At 41.1% G+C, this 18,746-nt stretch carries 17 protein-coding genes and 1 tRNA gene; 14 read left to right on the forward strand and 4 right to left on the reverse strand.

The annotated features are described in order from the left end of the window. Positions 1-5 precede the first annotated feature (5 nt). The 7 genes from DQW11_RS22040 to DQW11_RS22070 all read left to right on the forward strand — a co-directional run bounded on the left by DQW11_RS22040 (position 6) and on the right by DQW11_RS22070 (position 5,844). Positions 6-1,526: a RagB/SusD family nutrient uptake outer membrane protein gene (locus DQW11_RS22040; RefSeq protein WP_113926321.1), complete on the forward strand. Its 1,521-nt coding sequence runs from the start codon at positions 6-8 to the stop codon at positions 1,524-1,526. A gap of 12 nt (positions 1,527-1,538) precedes the next feature. Further along, the gene (locus tag DQW11_RS22045; protein ID WP_113926303.1) at positions 1,539-2,012 is read left to right on the forward strand and encodes a DUF4843 domain-containing protein; all 474 of its coding nucleotides are present in this window, start codon (positions 1,539-1,541) and stop codon (positions 2,010-2,012) included. A 60-nt stretch (positions 2,013-2,072) separates the two neighbouring features. Then, positions 2,073-2,741: a hypothetical protein gene (locus DQW11_RS22050; RefSeq protein WP_113926304.1), complete on the forward strand. Its 669-nt coding sequence runs from the start codon at positions 2,073-2,075 to the stop codon at positions 2,739-2,741. A 100-nt stretch (positions 2,742-2,841) separates the two neighbouring features. Then, positions 2,842-3,261, forward strand: a complete 420-nt coding sequence (locus DQW11_RS22055; RefSeq protein WP_113926305.1) for a 6-pyruvoyl trahydropterin synthase family protein — start codon at positions 2,842-2,844, stop codon at positions 3,259-3,261. A gap of 145 nt (positions 3,262-3,406) precedes the next feature. Further along, positions 3,407-3,781: a four helix bundle protein gene (locus tag DQW11_RS22060; protein WP_113926322.1), complete on the forward strand. Its 375-nt coding sequence runs from the start codon at positions 3,407-3,409 to the stop codon at positions 3,779-3,781. A 101-nt stretch (positions 3,782-3,882) separates the two neighbouring features. Beyond that, a complete protein-coding gene (gene lpxB, locus DQW11_RS22065; protein ID WP_113926306.1) occupies positions 3,883-4,995 on the forward strand; it encodes a lipid-A-disaccharide synthase in 1,113 nt (370 codons plus the stop codon). A gap of 432 nt (positions 4,996-5,427) precedes the next feature. Further along, complete coding sequence (locus DQW11_RS22070) at positions 5,428-5,844, forward strand: GxxExxY protein (protein ID WP_113926307.1); 417 nt, start codon at positions 5,428-5,430, stop codon at positions 5,842-5,844. A gap of 79 nt (positions 5,845-5,923) precedes the next feature. Here the strand turns inward: DQW11_RS22070 and clpX are convergent, their stop codons facing one another. The 4 genes from clpX to DQW11_RS22090 all read right to left on the reverse strand — a co-directional run bounded on the left by clpX (position 5,924) and on the right by DQW11_RS22090 (position 9,418). Beyond that, positions 5,924-7,150, reverse strand: a complete 1,227-nt coding sequence (gene clpX / locus DQW11_RS22075; protein WP_113926308.1) for an ATP-dependent Clp protease ATP-binding subunit ClpX — start codon at positions 7,148-7,150, stop codon at positions 5,924-5,926. Continuing rightward, the gene (locus DQW11_RS22080; RefSeq protein ID WP_113926309.1) at positions 7,150-7,824 is read right to left on the reverse strand and encodes a ClpP family protease; all 675 of its coding nucleotides are present in this window, start codon (positions 7,822-7,824) and stop codon (positions 7,150-7,152) included. The genes clpX and DQW11_RS22080 overlap by 1 nt, the downstream gene beginning before the upstream one ends. A 77-nt stretch (positions 7,825-7,901) precedes the next feature. Then, positions 7,902-9,227: a trigger factor gene (gene tig, locus DQW11_RS22085; protein WP_113926310.1), complete on the reverse strand. Its 1,326-nt coding sequence runs from the start codon at positions 9,225-9,227 to the stop codon at positions 7,902-7,904. Positions 9,228-9,336: 109 nt separating this feature from the next. Beyond that, a tRNA-Leu gene (locus tag DQW11_RS22090) sits at positions 9,337-9,418 on the reverse strand. A 129-nt stretch (positions 9,419-9,547) separates the two neighbouring features. Here DQW11_RS22090 and DQW11_RS22095 point away from each other — a divergent pair. The 7 genes from DQW11_RS22095 (at position 9,548) to DQW11_RS22125 (ending at position 18,302) form a co-directional block, all read left to right on the forward strand. Then, positions 9,548-11,764 carry a RelA/SpoT family protein gene (locus DQW11_RS22095; RefSeq protein WP_113926311.1) on the forward strand — a complete coding sequence of 739 codons (2,217 nt, stop codon included), beginning with the start codon at positions 9,548-9,550 and terminating at the stop codon, positions 11,762-11,764. 92 nt (positions 11,765-11,856) lie between these two features. Beyond that, on the forward strand, positions 11,857-12,048 hold the full coding sequence (locus DQW11_RS22100) for a hypothetical protein (protein WP_113926312.1): 192 nt from the start codon (positions 11,857-11,859) through the stop codon (positions 12,046-12,048). Between the two features lie 585 nt (positions 12,049-12,633). Then, a complete protein-coding gene (locus DQW11_RS22105) occupies positions 12,634-13,101 on the forward strand; it encodes a Fur family transcriptional regulator (RefSeq protein WP_113926313.1) in 468 nt (155 codons plus the stop codon). Next, on the forward strand, positions 13,098-13,442 hold the full coding sequence (locus tag DQW11_RS22110; protein ID WP_113926314.1) for an STAS domain-containing protein: 345 nt from the start codon (positions 13,098-13,100) through the stop codon (positions 13,440-13,442). The genes DQW11_RS22105 and DQW11_RS22110 overlap by 4 nt, the downstream gene beginning before the upstream one ends. A gap of 112 nt (positions 13,443-13,554) precedes the next feature. Continuing rightward, positions 13,555-14,826, forward strand: a complete 1,272-nt coding sequence (locus DQW11_RS22115; RefSeq protein WP_113926315.1) for an adenylosuccinate synthase — start codon at positions 13,555-13,557, stop codon at positions 14,824-14,826. 162 nt (positions 14,827-14,988) lie between these two features. Continuing rightward, positions 14,989-17,283, forward strand: coding sequence for a PKD domain-containing protein (locus tag DQW11_RS22120; RefSeq protein ID WP_113926316.1), 2,295 nt, complete (start codon positions 14,989-14,991; stop codon positions 17,281-17,283). Continuing rightward, entirely contained in the window at positions 17,283-18,302 is a 1,020-nt protein-coding gene (locus tag DQW11_RS22125; RefSeq protein WP_113926317.1) for a PorP/SprF family type IX secretion system membrane protein, read from the forward strand. Before DQW11_RS22120 ends, DQW11_RS22125 begins: the two co-directional genes overlap by 1 nt. Positions 18,303-18,746: the final 444 nt, after the last annotated feature.

An 18,746-nucleotide genomic window follows, 5' to 3' on the forward strand; every position in this document is an offset into this window, starting at 1 on the left:
AGGAAATGAAAAATATGAAATTTATAAATAAAATTGTCTTATCCTTTGTCCTTGCAGGTTCGTTTTTGATTACCTCCTGCGATGACTTGCTACAAGTTGATCCAAGAACAGCAATTGATGCTAATGGAGCATTGAATACTCCTGACGCGGTAAATGCTGCCCTCAACTCTGTGTATGCGAGATTGAGACCAGTTTCGAATTATGGTAGGGATTTGTTGGCGCTTTCAGATGCTTTGGCAGATGTTGGTGTTACTACTTCTAACTCCGGTCGTTTGATTAATGAAAACAACAACCAACCCAATGCACATTTTGGGGCAGGTTTTTGGCAAAACAGTTATTTTGCCATTAACGAAGCTAACCTGATTATCGCTGCGTTGCCTACAGTTGAAGGGGCTTCTGCTGCTCAATTGGCAAGATGGGAAGGCGAAGCCAAGTTCTTAAGGGCTTTGTATTACTTTGATTTGGTTAAAGTTTATTCTTATATCCCTACTGCTGTTTACGCTCCAGGTGTCACAGATGAAGGTGGTATTCCTTTGGTATTGGAAGGAGTGATAACTTCGGATGCAGCTTTGTCACGTCAATCTCCAAGGTCTACCGTTGACCAGGTTTACGCACAGATTTACACTGATCTTGAATCCGCAAAAACTTTGCTGACTTCCAGAGGAACTCAATTTGCATCTTCAGCTGCAGCTTCAGCTTTGCTTTCAAGGGTCGCTTTGTACAAAGGTGATTGGGCAAAAGCAGCAGCAGAAGCCACTACTGCACTTGCCAGCAATGTCGGAACAGTTTTGGCGGGTCAAGCCTATGTCAACGGTTGGAGAGCAGATATTAATCCTGAGTCTATGTTTGAGGTAAGGTTTGCCATTGCGGCCGAATCAATTGGTGTGAATGAGTCTCTTCAGACTTCTTACACTACACTTCTTAGCTTGACTGCCAATAAAAATTCTCAAGGAGGTTGGGGTGACTTTATCCCAAATGCAACTGTGAGAGGCTTCTTCGGTTTGACCCAACTTCAAATCGGTAACCCTGCTTCTGACAACAACAATTGGGATGTGACAAGAAACAGTGACATCAGAGCATTCTTGTACACTACAGGAAATACAGTAAGAGGTGCAGGCCGTCAGATCGAGTGTATCAAATTTGCTTCAAAAAATGGATTTGCTTACGGAGACAACGTACCAGTGATCAGAAAATCCGAAATGCACCTTAACAGGGCAGAAGCCAACTACCATATACCGGGTAATGAAGCTTCAGCATTGACTGAACTGAATGCTTTCAAAGCTTTGAGAGGTTTGCCTGCTGTTTCACTTTCAGGTCAAGCCCTTTTGGATGAGATTCTTTTGGAGCGTTTCAAAGAGTTTGCCTTTGAAGGTCAAAGATGGTTTGATCTTAAAAGATATGGTAGGAATGTTGTGAAAACTACACCGGTTGTCAATTTGACATTTGATGATTTCAAAATCCTTCCTCCAATCCCTCAAAGAGAAGTTGATGGTAACCCTAACTTGAACCAAAATAGAGGCTACTAAAAAGAATTGAATATGAAAAAGATACTATCATTATTATCATTGGCCTTGGTTTTGGCTTTCTCTTCTTGTATTGAGCAAAACTATCCAACTTGGTCAGGCGCTGTTGTAGAATTCCAGGATGCCGTTGTTAGGGCTCCTGCTCCGGGAGTGACATATCCAAGAATTACTGTTGCCAACACAGTAGGCACTGTAAACCTTCAGGTAAATCTTGTTGCTGCCCAAAGGACTGCAGACGAAACAATAACTTTCAAAGTTGTTCCTGCAGGAACGACAGGTGTCGCTGGAACTGATTTCACTGTAACTGGATCTTTGGTAATTCCTGCCAACTCAAGTACTGCAAATGCGGTGGTTACCATTCCAAATACAGGTGCATTGGGAGGTTCTGTTGATGTGTTACTTGAATTAGAAGGCAATGCGCAGATTCCTGCCAGTGCAAACCACAAGCAAGTACAGATCAGGATTACAAGACCTAATCCTGCTCCATAATAAATTAAAATTTAATTACATAAAAAGGCTGGATATCCAGCCTTTTTTTTATTTTTGGATATGAATAAGTTTAGTTTAAAAGTTATTGCAGTATTGCTTTTGACAGGATTGATTCATCCTGCTATGGCACAGTTGAAATTATTAAAAGACAATGCCTCCGGTGGAAGGCCTGTGATTATAAGCCCTTTTGCGGATGTAGAAGGATCTCCCTACTTATTGGATTTCCAATATGGTAGTATCCTTTTTTTTGAAAAAGATACCTTACCCAATCAGGTGATTGCCTTCAATGCTTATGAAAACACCTTAGAACAACGAAAAGAGGATGGGAAGTTTGTTTCATTTGAGTCTACAAAAATAGAAGGATTCATTCTCAATGATGGAAACTCGCTAAGACAATTCAGGTCGGGTTATGATATTCCAAAAGTCGGTAAAAACATCTTTGCTGAGGTTCATGTAGATGGGAAGTATACCTTCATCAGCCATCATTTCAAAATCATAGGTGATGTCGTAAGTGCTAATTATGGATCCCAGAAATCCAAATCTTTTCAAGATGTAGAGCAATACTACATTGTAAAAGATGGAAAAGTAATTTTGCTCAAATCAAAAAGCATCAATGAGATTTTTGGTCAGGATGCTGCGGAAGTCAGTAAATTCGTCAAGAACCATGGCATCGATTTCAAAAACCAATCAGAGATCACCATTCTTATAAAAATGATCAACAGCAAATAAAATAACCTGACAACCCTTTTACTATAGGATTTTTTCATTTCCATCGATTTTTCTATCCTTAACCTTTTTATGTACTTTTGCACCTCATTAGAATTCGAGGATGGTACACGTTTGTAGAAAAGAGCATTTCAACGCCGCCCATAAGCTTTGGAATCCCAATTGGTCAGAGGAGAAAAACACTGCTGTATTTGGACCCTGCGCCAATGTCAATTGGCATGGGCATAATTTTGAGCTGATTGTCACAGTAAAAGGTCTCCCTGATCCCGAGACAGGATTTGTGGTGGACTTAAAGCAATTGAGCACATTGATCAGAACCTTGGTCATTGACAAAGTGGACCACAAAAACCTCAATGTGGACGTGGATTTTATGAAGGGCAAAATGGCAAGTTGCGAAAATCTTGTCATGGAATTCTGGAAAATCCTCGAGCCTGCCGTCAACAAAATCGTCCCTCAGGGTAAATTGTACAAACTCACGCTCTACGAAACCCCAAGAAATTTTGTGGAGTACTTTGGGGAGTAGTAATTTGGTTGGGAAAAAGCCGAGTTTTATTTGTGGTAAGAAGTAAAAGGTGAGAGGTGGGGTCAGCCATGAATTTGAGATTTTTTTTGATTTGGAATCCTTTCATTTTTTGTTAAATTAATAAGTTAATTTAACAGATTTGCTCGTGACCTTTGTAAACAACTACAAAAACCTGGAAGTTTATTTGTTGTCAAGATCTTTGGCTTCAAATATTTTCTTATTGACAAAAAAATTCCCGAAGGAGGAAATGTTTTCACTTACCGATCAAATTCGAAGATCATCCAGGTCAGTAGGTGCTCCGATAGCAGAATCATGGGCCAAAAGAAGATATGAAAAACATTTTATCAGTAAGTTGACCGATGCTGATGCAGAAATTTTGGAAACCCAGCATTGGATTGAAATCGCCTTTGACCTTCAACTTATATCAGAAGAGGAACTGGCAAAAGTATTGAACGATTGTGCTTCGATAAATAGGATGCTAAATTCAATGATCAATAAATCATCCCAATTCTGCAAATAGCATAACTTACCTCTTACCAGTTACCTTTAACTTCTTACCTCTCACCTTTTACCTTCTACCTCTTACCTTTAACCTCTTACCTTTAACCTCTTACCAAAAGAATGAAATACTACATCATATCAGGTGAAAGATCAGGAGACCTCCATGCCTCCAACCTTATCCGGGCCATCAAAGCCTTGGATCCTAAAGCTACCTTTCGAGGTATGGGGGGAGATTATTCCAAAAATGAAGGACTTTCTCTCTGTGCCCATTATGATGAAGTAGCGGTGATGGGTTTTGTAGAAGTACTTTTTGGGTTCAGGAAAGTATTGAAATACCTCTCTCTAGTCAAAAAGGATATCTTAGACGCCAGACCTGATATCCTCATTTTGGTGGATTATGGGGGTTTCAATATGAAAATGGCAGCATTTGGGAAAAAGCAAAACATCCCTGTCCACTATTATATTCCACCCAAAGTTTGGGCTTGGAACCAAAAAAGAGCAATCAAAATTAAAGAGTTTACCGATCAGGTATATTCAATTCTTCCATTTGAACCAGCGTTTTTTGAGCGGTATGGAGTTAATATTGAATATGTTGGAAATCCCTTGCTCGACGAAATCGCCAAATTTGAACCCCATCCTTTTTTTCATCAAAAAAATAGCCTGAGCTATAGTCCCATCATCGCTTTGCTACCGGGAAGCCGAAAGCAGGAACTCACCAACATGATGCAGGTCATGCTGCAGGTGGTTAAGAAGTTTCCAAATGCACAGTTTTTCATTGCAGGAGTAGACAATCTTGGCGCAACCTTATATGAACCTGCCATCAAAGCCGGTATCAAAGTCATCTACAATCAGACCTATGACCTGTTGCACCATGCCAATGCAGCCATTGTCACCTCCGGAACAGCCACTTTGGAAACAGCCCTTTTCCGTGTTCCCCAAGTGGTCGTCTACAAAACCTCAGGTATCAGCTATGCCATCGCCAAAAGATTGATCCGGGTTCCGTTTATTTCTCTTGTCAACTTGATCGCCGACCGGAAAGTCGTTGCAGAATTGATCCAAGATGATTACAACGTTGAGAACCTTAGTCAGGAACTGAACCTGATCCTGTCCAATATTTTACACAAAGCTGAAATTTTGGATGGCTATACTGAAATCAAAGAAAAGCTGGGGACAGGTTCAGCTTCAGAAACTGCTGCAAAGATGATTTGTAGCAGTCTAGCGATTAGCCATTGAGATTTACCATATAGACACATAGTCCACATAGATTTTTAAAGGGAATTAATAAAGGATTTAAAGCGCCGATTTAATTTGATATCAAAAAAAGTTTGGACAAGAACTATGTGTTCTATATGAGCTATATGGTTAATCTTTCTTTAGGAATATTGGAATTGTCAGTGGACAAAAAAATTTGAGGTATCAAAGCGATCTAATTTTAAGGTTATTTAATTTACCATATAGACACATAGTGCACATAACATAAAGAGAGATTTAAAAGGGTTTATTTTATCAATTAGATTTTTGAAAACCCATTGAGACTTAAATAAGTCCTATGTTGTCTATGTGCGCTATATGGTAATTATTTTTTCTCCCACTATGTTTTTTGTTTTGAATTTTAGAAATTAAGAGATTATTCAAAAATGACTCTTTAATTTAACCTCTGTCCAAATGGAAATGTCCAAAAAACAACTTGATAAGTTAAGCTATAATGTAATTGGGGCCGCTATTGAGGTTCATAGGATTTTGGGCCCCGGTTTGTTAGAAAAAGTTTATCAAAAATGTCTGGCTAGGGAGTTAACATTAAGAGGGATTAAATTCAAAGAACAAGTTAAAATGCCTTTTGACTACAAAGGGGAGTTTGTGGACTTAGACCTAACTTTTGATTTCTATATTGAAGAGTCATTGGTGCTTGAAATAAAAGCTGTCCAAGAAGTCATTCCCCTCTTTCATGCCCAAACATTGGCTTATATGAAACTGCTAAAAGCTCCAAAAGGCATCATCATAAATTTTAACGTGACCAATATTTTCCATCATGGCCAAAAAACTTTTGTAAATGAATATTTTGAAACCCTGATTGATGAATAATTGAAATTAAAAAAACCGCAGAAGTCCTTTTGGTTTCTTCTGCGGTTTTAAAACTGATCACTGAAAACTGATCACTCCATTAGGCTACCTGTAGTTTTTTAAACTTAGACTTGTCAAACTGCTCCTGAGCATATTTGGCATCAATGACCAATTCCTTGATCGAATCATCCGAAGGCAATTCATACATCGCATCAGTAATGATGGCTTCGCAGATAGACCGCAATCCCCTCGCTCCAAGATTGTATTCCACTGCTTTCTCCACAATATAATCGATACCGCTTTCTTCAAAAACCAATTTGACACCTTCCATTTCTATCAGCTTTTTATACTGCTTGGTTAGCGCGTTTTTTGGTTCGGTCAGGATGCTTTTCAGGGTATCTCTATCCAAAGGATCCAAGTGGGTTACTACAGGAAGTCTACCGATCAACTCAGGGATCAGACCAAAAGATTTTAAATCCTGTGCGGTGACATATTGGAGCAGGTTGGCCCTGTCTACTTGTCTGTCTTCCACATATTTATTGAATCCCATGGGTTGGGTATTCAGCCTCTTGGCAATGTGTCTTCCGATTCCGTCAAATGCCCCACCGCAAATGAATAGGATGTTCTCCGTATTGACGGCGATCATTTTCTGGTCAGGATGCTTTCTGCCACCTTGCGGCGGCACATTTACCACAGTTCCTTCCAACAACTTCAACAAAGCCTGCTGCACGCCTTCGCCACTCACATCACGGGTGATGGATGGATTATCAGATTTCCTTGCGATTTTATCGATTTCATCAATGTAAACGATGCCTTTTTCCGCCGCTTCTACATTGTAATCAGCTGCTTGAAGCAACCTTGTCAGGATACTTTCCACATCCTCACCCACATATCCTGCTTCGGTAAGTACAGTGGCATCAGCAATACAAAATGGCACTTCCAATATCTTGGCCAATGTTTTGGCGAGATAGGTCTTACCTGTTCCTGTATCACCGACCATGATGATGTTGGATTTTTCGATCCTGATATCGTCATTTTCTTCCCCTTTCTGAAGCAACCTTTTGAAGTGGTTGTACACCGCTACGGTCAGTACTTTTTTAGCTTCATATTGACCGATCACATATTGGTTTAGAAATTCAGTAAGCTCCTTTGGCTTTTTGAGCTTGACCTTGACATTCTTGCCGGGCTTTTTGTTTTTATCTTCCTCGCCAAGAATCTGGTAGGCCTGATCAATACAGAAATTGCAGATATGTGCCGAAATCCCGGAGACCATGAGGTCTACGTCTTTCTTGTTTCTTCCGCAAAATGAACAGGTAATTTGTGCCATTATTTAGTTTTTTTGATCAATACTTCATCAATTAAGCCATATTCTTTGGCCTCCGGTGCTTTCATCCAATAATCTCTATCAGAATCTCTTTCGATTTCGTCAAAAGTCTTACCTGAATGGTCCGCAAGGATCTGATACAGTTCCTGCTTCATTGATAAGATCAATTTCAGTGAAATCTCCATGTCCTTGGATTGTCCCTGCATGCCTCCTGAAGGCTGATGAATCATCACCCTGGAATGTTGCAACGCAGATCTCTTGTCTTTGGCACCACCTGCAAGTAAAACCGCGCCCATGGAAGCTGCAATACCGGTACAGATCGTGGCCACGTCAGGATTGATATACTGCATGGTATCGTAGATTCCAAGTCCAGCGGTCACAGAACCTCCGGGGCTGTTGACATACAGAAGCACGTCTTTTTTGGGATCCGTGGATTCCAAAAACAACAACTGTGCAGTGATGATATTGGCAATAAAATCATCCACCTGGGTACCTAAAAAGATGATTCTGTCCATGATCAATCTTGAAAACACATCAATTTCACGGAAATTGGTAGGTCTTTCTTCAATTACTGACCTGGTCATGTTTTCTACAAAGGTATTGTATTGGTCAAAAGCGTTGCCACTGATGCCCCTGCTGTGAACAGCGTATTTTCTGAATTCGTCTCTGTTTATCATAATTTCTGTTTTAGTCTTGTACAAAAATAAAAAAAGCCCTTAAAGAAGGACTTTTTGATAACGATTTTATCCAAAAATTAGTTTTCTAACAGTTCTTTGAATTTGTCGATTTTGATGACTTCTTCTTTCAGATTTCCTTTTTCTCTTACAAAATCAAGGACTTTTTCATTCTGTACAGAAGTCAGCATCTGCATATAGTTTTGGCCTTCATTGCCTTTAAGGTAATTGTCGACGAACATATCCATGCTAGCTTCCATCTGTGAACCAAGTCCTGAAGAAGCAAATTGCTCGCGGATCATTTCTTTGGTTTTTTCGATGACATCTGCATGTTCTGCCTGAATGTCATTGTCTTTCGCAATTTTGTTAGAGATCAATGTCCATGTCAGTTGCTTGGCGTAGATTGGATATTCCTGCTCTACTTGTTCCATCGTCACCTTTCCTTCATTGGCCCTTAGCAACCACTCTTTAAGGAAGTCTTCCGGCAAATCAATATTGGCTTTGGCAACGAGTTTTTCTTTTATTTTTTCTTCTCCAAAGACCCTCAGCTCTTTGTTGTAGTTTTCTGAAAGAATTTCTTTCACTTTATTTCTCATCGCTTCCTCTGAATCGACCTGACCTTCACCAAACAGTTTGTCAAAAAAATCTTGGTTCAGTTCTGCCAATTCAGTCCTGTTGATGTTTTGAACAGTGAAAGTGCATTTACCTTTAAGGTCAGCAGCTTCTTCCTCAGTGACACCTACAGTGGCAGCAAGGTTTTCCTTGATGGCTTTGGAAGGATCAAAGGTCACTACATCTCCTTTTTTCAATCCGATAAATTGCTTCAGTGAACCGGCTTCCACAGCAGAAAGTGGCATGGAGAAGGTTTTTTCAAATGAACCGTCATCAGATTTCAGGTCTCCATATAGAAAATCATTTTCTTGGCTGACCTCAGGATTGGTCATTTTTCCGTATTGGCTTCGAAGGTTTTGGATGGCGTCATCTACTTCCTTTTCTTCCATTTCCATCTTATAGCTGGTAGCATCAATGCCATCAATTTTGACGGAGATATCTTCTACAAAACCTATCTTGTACTTGAACTCAAATTCTTTTTGGCTATCCCAATTGATATTTGCGGCATCTTCAACCATCGGAAGTGGATCTCCCAATATTTTAAAAGTCTGGGCTTTCAGATAATCATTCAGGGAAGAAGTAAGGATTGAATTGATTTCATCCACGAGTACCGAGGTTCCATACATCTTTTTTACCATGGTGATGGGAGCTTTGCCTGGTCTAAAACCTCTTATTGTGGCTTTTTTGGCGTAGTCCTTGATTTTCGCATCCACCTTTGGTTGATAATCTGCTTCATTTAGTTTAATTTTAACTGAAGCCTGATTTGCTGCGTGCTTGTCTAATGAGATTTCCAATTTGCTGTATTTTGGTGTGATTTGAATTTAAAAACCCCCAATCCCATTTCTTATTTCGATGGCCTGTATTAGGCTCGAAGCCGGAAAGTTGATTGAGGGTTAAGAAGCGTGCGGATAGAGGGACTCGAACCCCCATGCCTCGCGGCGCTAGATCCTAAGTCTAGTGCGTCTACCAATTTCGCCACATCCGCGATTTGTGGTTGCAAAGGTAATAAGTAAAATTAAACTTGCAAAAATTGGAATAAAATTCATCCCAAAATTTGTTAAATACCCTACAGGACGGGTTGTTTTGATAAAAGAATTGCTTTAGCTTCGATAATATGATAGAAATAGACCTGGCAGAGGAAAGAAAGGAGATCTTAAAAAGATATAAGAAGCTTTTGAAAATGGCCAAACCGGTCCTCAAACCCGGTGATGCCAAGATCATCAAAAAGGCTTTTAACGTCTCCAATGATGCCCATAGGGAAATGCGCAGGAAATCCGGCGAACCCTATATCTACCACCCTTTGGAGGTTGCCTTGATCTGCGTGGAGGAGATCGGACTGGGCACCACCAGTATCGTCTCTGCTTTGCTGCATGATGTGGTCGAGGATACCGATTGGGAACTGGAAGACATCGAAAGGGAATTCGGTACCAAAGTCGCCCAGATCATAGATGGCTTGACCAAAATCTCAGGAGTATTTGAATACGGTTCTTCCCAACAGGCAGAAAACTTCAGAAAAATGCTCCTCACCCTTTCTGACGATGTGCGGGTGATTCTGATCAAATTGGCGGACAGGCTCAACAACATGCGTACCCTTGACAGCATGCCAAGGCACAAGCAGCTGAAGATTGCCTCCGAGACAATGTACCTCTATGCGCCTTTGGCCCACCGCCTAGGTCTCTATGCCATCAAATCTGAGTTGGAAGACCTTTACCTTAAATTCACTGATTCGGAGACTTACCTTTTCATTGTCAACAAAATCAATGAAACCAGGCTCTCCAGAAATAAATTCATCAAAAGTTTTATTGGGCCCATAGAAGAAGAACTCCTTTCCCAGGGCTTCAAATTTACCATCAAGGGAAGACCAAAGTCTGTCTTTTCAATTTACAACAAAATGAAATCGCAGAATATACCTTTTGAAGAGGTGTATGACCTTTTTGCGATCAGGATTATCATTGACAGTGAGCTCGAAAATGAAAAAGCAGACTGTTGGCAGGTATATTCCGTGGTGACGGACTTTTACCGGCCCAATCCCGACAGACTTCGGGATTGGATCAGCACGCCAAGGGCAAACGGCTATGAATCCCTTCATACCACGGTCATGAGTCAGACAGGCCAATGGGTGGAAGTCCAGATCCGTACCGTCAGGATGGATGACATCGCTGAAAGAGGCTACGCTGCCCACTGGAAATACAAGGAAAAAGATACCCCCCAGAAAGGAACCGGCCTAGATGAATGGATTACCCAAGTCAGAACCTTGCTCGAATCGAATGACGGGTCGGCCATTGAATTTATGGACGACTTCCGCGGCAATCTTTTCCATGACGAGGTTTTTGTCTTTACTCCAAAAGGAGAATTAAAGGTCCTTCCTAATGGTGCCACTGCCTTGGATTTTGCCTTTGAGATTCACTCAGAAGTCGGTGCCAAGTGTATAGGAGCCAAGGTCAACCAAAAATTGGTCTCCATCAACCACAAACTCAAAAACGGCGATCAGGTAGAAATCCTGACCTCCAACAAACAAAAACCCACTGAAGACTGGCTCAATTCCGTAGTCACATCACGGGCCAAAGCCAAAATCAAAGATGCTCTACGGGAAGAAAAGAAATCCACCATCTTGGACGGAAAGGAAATCGTCCAAAGGAAACTCCGCCAGATGAAAATGGAATTCACTTCAGAAGTGGTAGAGCAGCTCAGGGCATATTTTGAGACCAAAACTCCCAATGAGTTTTATTACAAAGTAGGAAAAGGTGTCATCGATGCCACTTCAATCAAAAGCTTTAAGGAGTTTAAAGAGCAGAAAAAACAAAAAGGCAAGGCTTCCTTTGAAAAAGTGAAGGACGAAACATCCTTTACCAAAGAGATCAAAAACCTCAAAGGGCCTGACCATGACCAACTGCTCATCGGCGAAGACATGGATTTGGTCGATTATATCCTTGCCAAATGCTGCAATCCCATTCCCGGAGATGACGTTTTTGGCTTTGTGACGATCAACGAAGGCATCAAAATCCATAGGACTTCCTGTCCCAATGCCTTAGAACTGCTTTCCAACCACGGAAACAGGGTAATCAAAGCGCGATGGACAAGCCAACAGCAGATCGCGTTTTTGGCGGGATTGAGAATCGTAGGTACCGACAGGGTGGGGCTGATCAATGATGTCACCAGGGTAATCTCCAATGAACTGAAAGTCAATATGCGGTCCATCACTGTAGATTCCGACAGCGGTATTTTTGAAGGATCGATCAAACTCTACGTCCACAGTACCCAACACCTCGAAAAATTAATGTCAAACCTTTCAAAAGTAGAAGGCATCCTCAAAGTGACCAGGTTTGATTGAGAGAGTTTTCCCCAAGTCCCTTTTGACCTTTGAGTAAGGCTTTTATTCGATTTTTGGTTCTTGAACTCTAAACCATTTAAAATTTTCAAAGCATGTCATACATCACAGATCAAGAACTTGACCGCGATATCCGCAACCTTTTCATACCATTAGAAGACCAGCATATTCCTTTAGCATCATGGGAGGAATTGGAAAAAATCTACGGCAAAGGATTTGTCAATAACCAAAAGAGAGAAATCGAAAAAGAAAAAATGCGCAGACAAAGAGCCGAAGAACTTTCCTAACCAAAACTTTGACCGAATTGTATCCCCGCCAAAGCTTGGTTCCTATTGTTTCTTTTGTGGTAATTTAATCTGTGTTCATCTTTTTAATCTGTGGTTTAATATTCAAGGCAAAAAATAATACAGAATCTACTACCTTAAAACTTTTTTCTCGACTCCTAATTCAGATCCATTTCTGGAAATATTTAAATTTAAACAATCCCGGTTAAGTCAAAGTTTATAAGAAATAGTACAATAAAAATCTTCAAAAACCCGCTTTTTCTCTATAGTTCCGGTATATTTCCCCTAACCTTCTCCTAACCAACCGTTATTCCCTCCCCCACCATTCGTTAACTTTTGATCAATTTCCTAGAAATCATATCATTATTCCAATAAAAGCAAAAATTGCATTTTTTGAATATTCCCTACCAAGTCTTTTGTCCTTAAATCTGTCCCGATTCTTCCCGATTTCCGTTTTCATCGGTTGTAATTATTTTAAACTTTCAGCACAAAAAACTGCAAGGATTTTAAATCAATAACCGATTTCTATCTTGCTTATTCGAATCTTTTCTAAATAAGATAAGTTATATTTGCAAAAACCTAAAATTCATGGCCTTAAATCAGACCCTTTTCGAAGAGGTAAAGAAAATATTTACAGCCTACCTGGAAAATAAAAAGCTTAGAAAGACACCCGAGAGATATGCCATTTTGGAAGAAATCTATGGACGTGGCGGACACTTTGATGTAGAATCGCTTTACATCAGCATGAAAAACAAAAACTACCGGGTGAGTCGAGCCACGGTGTACAATACCCTGGACTTATTGGAAGAATGTGACCTGGTGACCAAGCATCAGTTTGGCAAAAACATCGCTCAATTCGAAAAATCCTATGGGTACAAGCAGCACGACCACTTGATCTGCATCGAATGCAACAAAGTGCTTGAGTTTTGCGATCCTAGGATACAAAACATCCAAAATACAGTCAGCGAGATTTTAAATTTTAAAGTCCTTCACCATTCTCTGATCCTGTACGGAACATGCTTAAAAGAAAACTGCGAAAATAGAGCCATAATATGAAATTAAATTACAGAATTGAGAAAGAGGATAAAGCCCACTTTCTGTTTGTGACAGGTGATTTGATCGGAGACGAGGTCGGACCAAAATTGGTAGAAATGGTGTCCGATGCAGTGAATGACAAGATCAGGTTTTTTGTGGTGGATCTCTCTGAAGTGAGGTACATCAGTTCGAGCGGCATAGGGCTTTTGATCACTATGTTGACCAAAATGAGAAATTCAGGTGGGGAAGTTTACCTGACAGCGCCTTCAGAACATGTTCAAAAGCTGCTCATTATCACCAAATTGAATAATATTTTCACCGTTTACCCCTCTATCAAAGAGGCAAAAAACGCTATTGCATAAGGTTCAATGTGGTGACATCTATATAAAATAAACAGAGTTATTTGTTATTTTTTGTGGATATGACAAACTTCACGGCCGAATTGATTTTAAAATTTTACACACATAGATTAAAATGAAAATGGATGTTCTTTTAGGCCTGCAATGGGGAGACGAGGGAAAAGGTAAAGTAGTAGATGTATTGGCTCCTCAATACGACGTGGTAGCCAGGTTTCAGGGAGGTCCAAATGCAGGTCATACGTTGGAATTTGACGGGATCAAGCATGTGTTGCATCAGATACCTTCCGGTATTTTCAGGGAAAATATCCTCAATATCATTGGAAACGGGGTCGTTTTGGATCCGGTCGTTTTGAGAAAGGAGATTGAAGGCCTTCAAAAATTCAATATTGCTTTTAAGAAAAACCTCTTTATATCCAAAAAGGCAACCATCATCATCCCTACACACAAGCTGTTGGATGCCGCATATGAAAAGTCCAAAGGAGACAAAAAAATCGGGTCTACGCTCAAAGGAATCGGACCAACCTACCAGGATAAAATAGGAAGGGTTGCCCTTCGGGTAGGAGATATTTTGGCAGCGGATTTTGAAGAGAAATACAGCGCATTGGTAGAAAAGCACAAGACAATTCTCAATTTCTACGATTTTGATATCAGCCAATTGGCAGAATTAGAAAAGACCTTTTTTGATGCAGTGGCATTTTTCAGGACACTCAATCTCGTGGACAGCGAATACGAGGTCAATGATTACCTTGCCTCCGGCAAAAAAGTATTGGCAGAAGGTGCACAGGGTTCTTTGTTGGACATAGACTTTGGAAGTTATCCTTTTGTCACTTCAAGCAGTACAATGGTAGCTGGTGCCTGTACAGGTCTGGGTGTTTCCCCATCCAAAATCGGCGATGTCTTTGGTATATTCAAAGCCTATTGCACCAGAGTAGGTAGCGGACCTTTTCCTACCGAACTCCATGATGCTACAGGGGAAGCAATGCGAAAAGAAGGAAACGAATTTGGGTCTACCACCGGACGCCCAAGACGATGCGGTTGGATTGATTTGCCGGCATTGAAGTATTCCATTATGATCAATGGCGTGACACAGCTTTTCATGATGAAGGCCGATGTACTCAATATTTTTGAAGAAATAAAAATCTGTACCCATTACGAACTCCCTGATGGGACTCGGGTAGACAGGTTGACTTATGAATTGAATAACGACGAGGTCAAGCCGGTTTACCTCACAGTACCGGGATGGTTTACTTCATTAGCAGAAGTGAATGAATATGAAAAATTTCCCAAAGAACTGAGAAATTATGTCGATCTGCTCGAAAAAGAGCTTGGTGTTCCGATCAAAATGGTGTCGGTCGGACCGGATCGAAAGCAGACGATCCTCAGATAACCTCCTAATTGAAGGCTTCCCCAAAGGAAGCCTTTTTATTTTTTAAGAGTTTCTGTACTTTACAGGTTCTTAAATGAATATCAATTTAGATTTCTCACGAAATTGAAAAATCCTGTCCCATTAAAACCACAAGCATTATTTTTTTTAGGTTTCCTATTTAGTATGCTTTCGTTCATTAATGGAAGCGTGGCGCAGGTTGGTTTCCCGTATTGTGAGAGATTTACAGATAATTCTACCCAAAGTGCCACAGTTTTTGGAGGTAGCGCAAGAATCGTGGATGGTGCTCTCCGGCTTACAGATGCTATCAATGAGCAAAATGGGTACATCTATATCGACATCCCTTTCTCTTCTGCCTATGGTATCAAAGCTGAATTTGAGTATTTCAGCTATGGAGGCAATGGCGCAGATGGTATAGTGGCATTTCTTTTTGATGCCGATACACCCATATTCAACACCGGTGGCTTTGGCGGATCTCTTGGTTATGCGCAACGCGGTAACCAAGTCGGGTTATCAAGAGCATATTTGGGAATCGGATTTGACGAGTATGGAAACTTCGGGACCACTCAAGAAGGAAAGATTGGTGGATTTCCGGGCATTGGAGAATCCTTGGTTCCCAATTCCATTGTCATTAGAGGTCCCGGTAGCGGACTTTCAGGTTATGCCTTTGTTGTAGGGAGAAAAACAATGTTGCCGGGAAATGATGGTCTCAGACCTTCTGACCAATTTCCCATAAGCTCTGGAGGATTGGGGACAAGTCGGGTAACCGATCCTAATCTTCCCGGATATCGGAAAGTCTTTTTGGACCTACAGCCTGACCCAAACGGAGATGGGTACTTTCTGACGGTAAGAATGCTCGTTTCCACCGAGGCAAACAATCCGCGGATGGTCACCATTTTTGATAGGCCGTACGACTTTCCTGCACCCCCAAATCTTAAAATAGGATTCACAGCTTCCACAGGTGGGCTAAATAACATCCACGAAATCAGGAATCTCATTGTGGAGGTTTCCAACGAGGATGGCTTGGCCAATCCTGAGGGAATCAATATTGATGACAAAGCCTCCTGCGAAGGCCAAGAAAACACCTATGAAATAACTGCCGCTGAGGCTACTCTCCCCAATGAGAATTCAAGTATCAGGTGTTTGCAGTTTTATGGCTCCCTTGAGGACATTCAGGCCGAAGAAGGGGACATCTGTTCTCAGGCAAGATGCAGACCGGAAAACCGGGTTTTGGTACTTCCTCAAGGTACATTCCGTGCTGCAGATACAGGAGGAGAATTTACTTTTTTCCCAAATATTGGATTCACAGACCAGACTGTTCAGGTATATTATACCATCACGGATAATTATGGCAAAACATCCTCAGGAAATTACATCAAGCTTTTGATCAAAGAATCCCCCGAACCTGTTAGCATTGTGGCTGTAGGAGTGGAGGAGAATACAAATGAAATTAGGCTTTGTGCAGGGGCTCCGGTTATATTAAAGGCTGTCGGGGAGGAAGTTTATGTCAAGTTTGAATGGTACAGAGATGATATTTTGATCCCCAACTCTGACCTTCCCCAAATCAGCGCCATCCTTCCGGGCACGTATAAAGTTATCGCCTATAACTCTAAAAGTTGCCCCACCGAATCCGAGGGTTTTACCTTGATCAATCCTGCCTTTCCGTCATTGGTGATTACCAATCCGGTTGTTGGATGTGAGCCGGGGATGACCCTTGACATCCGGGAATTCATTTCAGGCCATGATGATTCGCTTTATGATTACCAATTGGAGACACCATCGGGAGAAATATTGCTCAATGAGCAAATGGCCCAAATTGCCCTTTCGGGGGATTATTTGATAAGGGTAAAGCACAAAGATTTGACCTGTTGGTCCGAACCTGTGCCTTTTGAGGTGATCATTGTGGAAGAGGTATTGAAAGCAAATTTTGACTTCGAAGTGGATGGCACAGGAGTGAAAGGGGATGAAGAGGGTGGTATTTTCCCGGATGATCCTATCAAATTTACAGACCTGTCGTCTGAAGAGGTGGTCAGTTGGTCATGGGACTTTGGTGATGGAAATAGTTCAACGGAACAGAATCCTATCCATATCTATGGAGTCAAAGGTGTATTTCAGATTGTTTTGACCATCACCGACAACTTAGGCTGTGTTGCCGAGATTACCAAGGAGCTTTCAATCACCAAAAGTTATAGGGTAATGTTTCCTACAGGATTTACCCCGACTTTGGCTGAAAATCGTTTTTTCAGGCCCAAAGTCAGAGGAATCGCTCAGATGGAAATCCTGGTTTTTAACCTTTGGGGCAATATGCTTTTTAGAACAGATGATTTGCAAACTGAAGGTTGGGATGGAAAAGTCAACGGGGAATTAATGCCCGGTGGCAATTATGTGTACAGGGTCAAAATGGTTTCTATTGATGGAGAAGCCGTTGAGCAAAGTGGTAGATTTTTATTGATAAGGTAATGGGAAAAAGTTTTGTCCTTCTTTTCATGGCCTTGACTGTTGGTTATGTCCAAGCGCAGGATACCCAGTTTTCGCAGTTTTATGCTGCTCCCTTATTTCTCAATCCAGCCTTTGCCGGGAGTTCCGAAATTACACGGGTAGGATTCAATTTCAGGAATCAGTGGCCGGCTTTGGACCAGTCTTTTGTGGCTTTTTCTGCTTATGCTGACCATTTTATTGATAGCAAAAACAGTGGGATAGGGATTATTGTGAACGGCAGCAGGGAGAGCCTTGCCAATCTCCAAAACACGGAAGTCGGATTATTGTATTCCTACAGGTTGAGGCTCGGGCAATCGAGTTTTTTGCACATGGGGATTCAGGGAAGTTATGCCACCCGCTCAGCAAGTTTTGATGAAGTGGTCTTAAGTACACAACTAGACATCAGCAAGGGCGTAGTCTTACCTGGTGCAGGAGGGGCGATTCCGGACCCAAGTCAAAGGAGCTTTGCTGATTTGCATACAGGCCTTTTTTACTATAATGACAGGTTTTGGTTGGGAGTTTCGGGTCACCACCTCACGCAGCCAAATATTTCTTACTTGGATTTGGATAAAGACATTTTGCCGATCAGGTATTCTGCCCATGGGGGCGTCAAGTTTGACTTGGAGCCCGGTGCCATCAATGATTACTTCAACAATACCCAACAGGAGCGGACATTATCTTTGGCCTTCAATTACAAGAGGCAAGGACTTTATGACCAATTGGATTTTGGGATGGAGCTTTTTTTTGATCCCATCATTTTGGGTGTTTGGTACCGGGGGTTTCCAACCAGGATTGGTTTGCCAAACAATGAAGCCCTAATTGGTTTGATAGGCTTTTCTCTTCAAAGTGGGATTGATTTGGGTTACAGCTATGATTTCACATTATCCCAATTGGGTTGGCGCAATTCAGGGGGGGCACATGAGGTTTCCTTGCGCTATTCTTTTGTGAATCAGCTTTGGGATAAAAGCCAAAGAAAGAGCTTACCGACGTTCAAATATTAAAAATGAATTATTTTCAGACATTTTTTCTCCCTGATTCTCAGTAGGGTCTGTACGAATCCATCTTTTTTTTCATGATGGCTTTTGCATTTGAAAAAAAGATTAGCACTTTTGCAATCCCAAACGCGGGCAGCCTGATTCAATTCAATCAAAAGCATTCTGAAAAATCCCGCATCAATTTCCTCAGAAGATAAAAAATTTTATATATCAGTTATTGAAAGAATAAAATTTCGGCTTATCTTTGCATCCCGCAAGAGGGAAAATCAAATACGAATTTGGATTACCTAAGACAACGGTCTTACGATACCTTAGAAATCTAGGGTAAAAGTTCATTGAAATACTGGAGAAACGACATTAAAAAGGCCTGAAGGGGATACCCTGAAGGCAGAAGATTGACAGGGCTAGGAAACGAATCAGCAGTGATGCTGAAAAAAAAACTATACAATG

The organism is Cognataquiflexum aquatile (genome assembly GCF_003316845.1).
Lineage (GTDB): Bacteria > Bacteroidota > Bacteroidia > Cytophagales > Cyclobacteriaceae > Cognataquiflexum > Cognataquiflexum aquatile.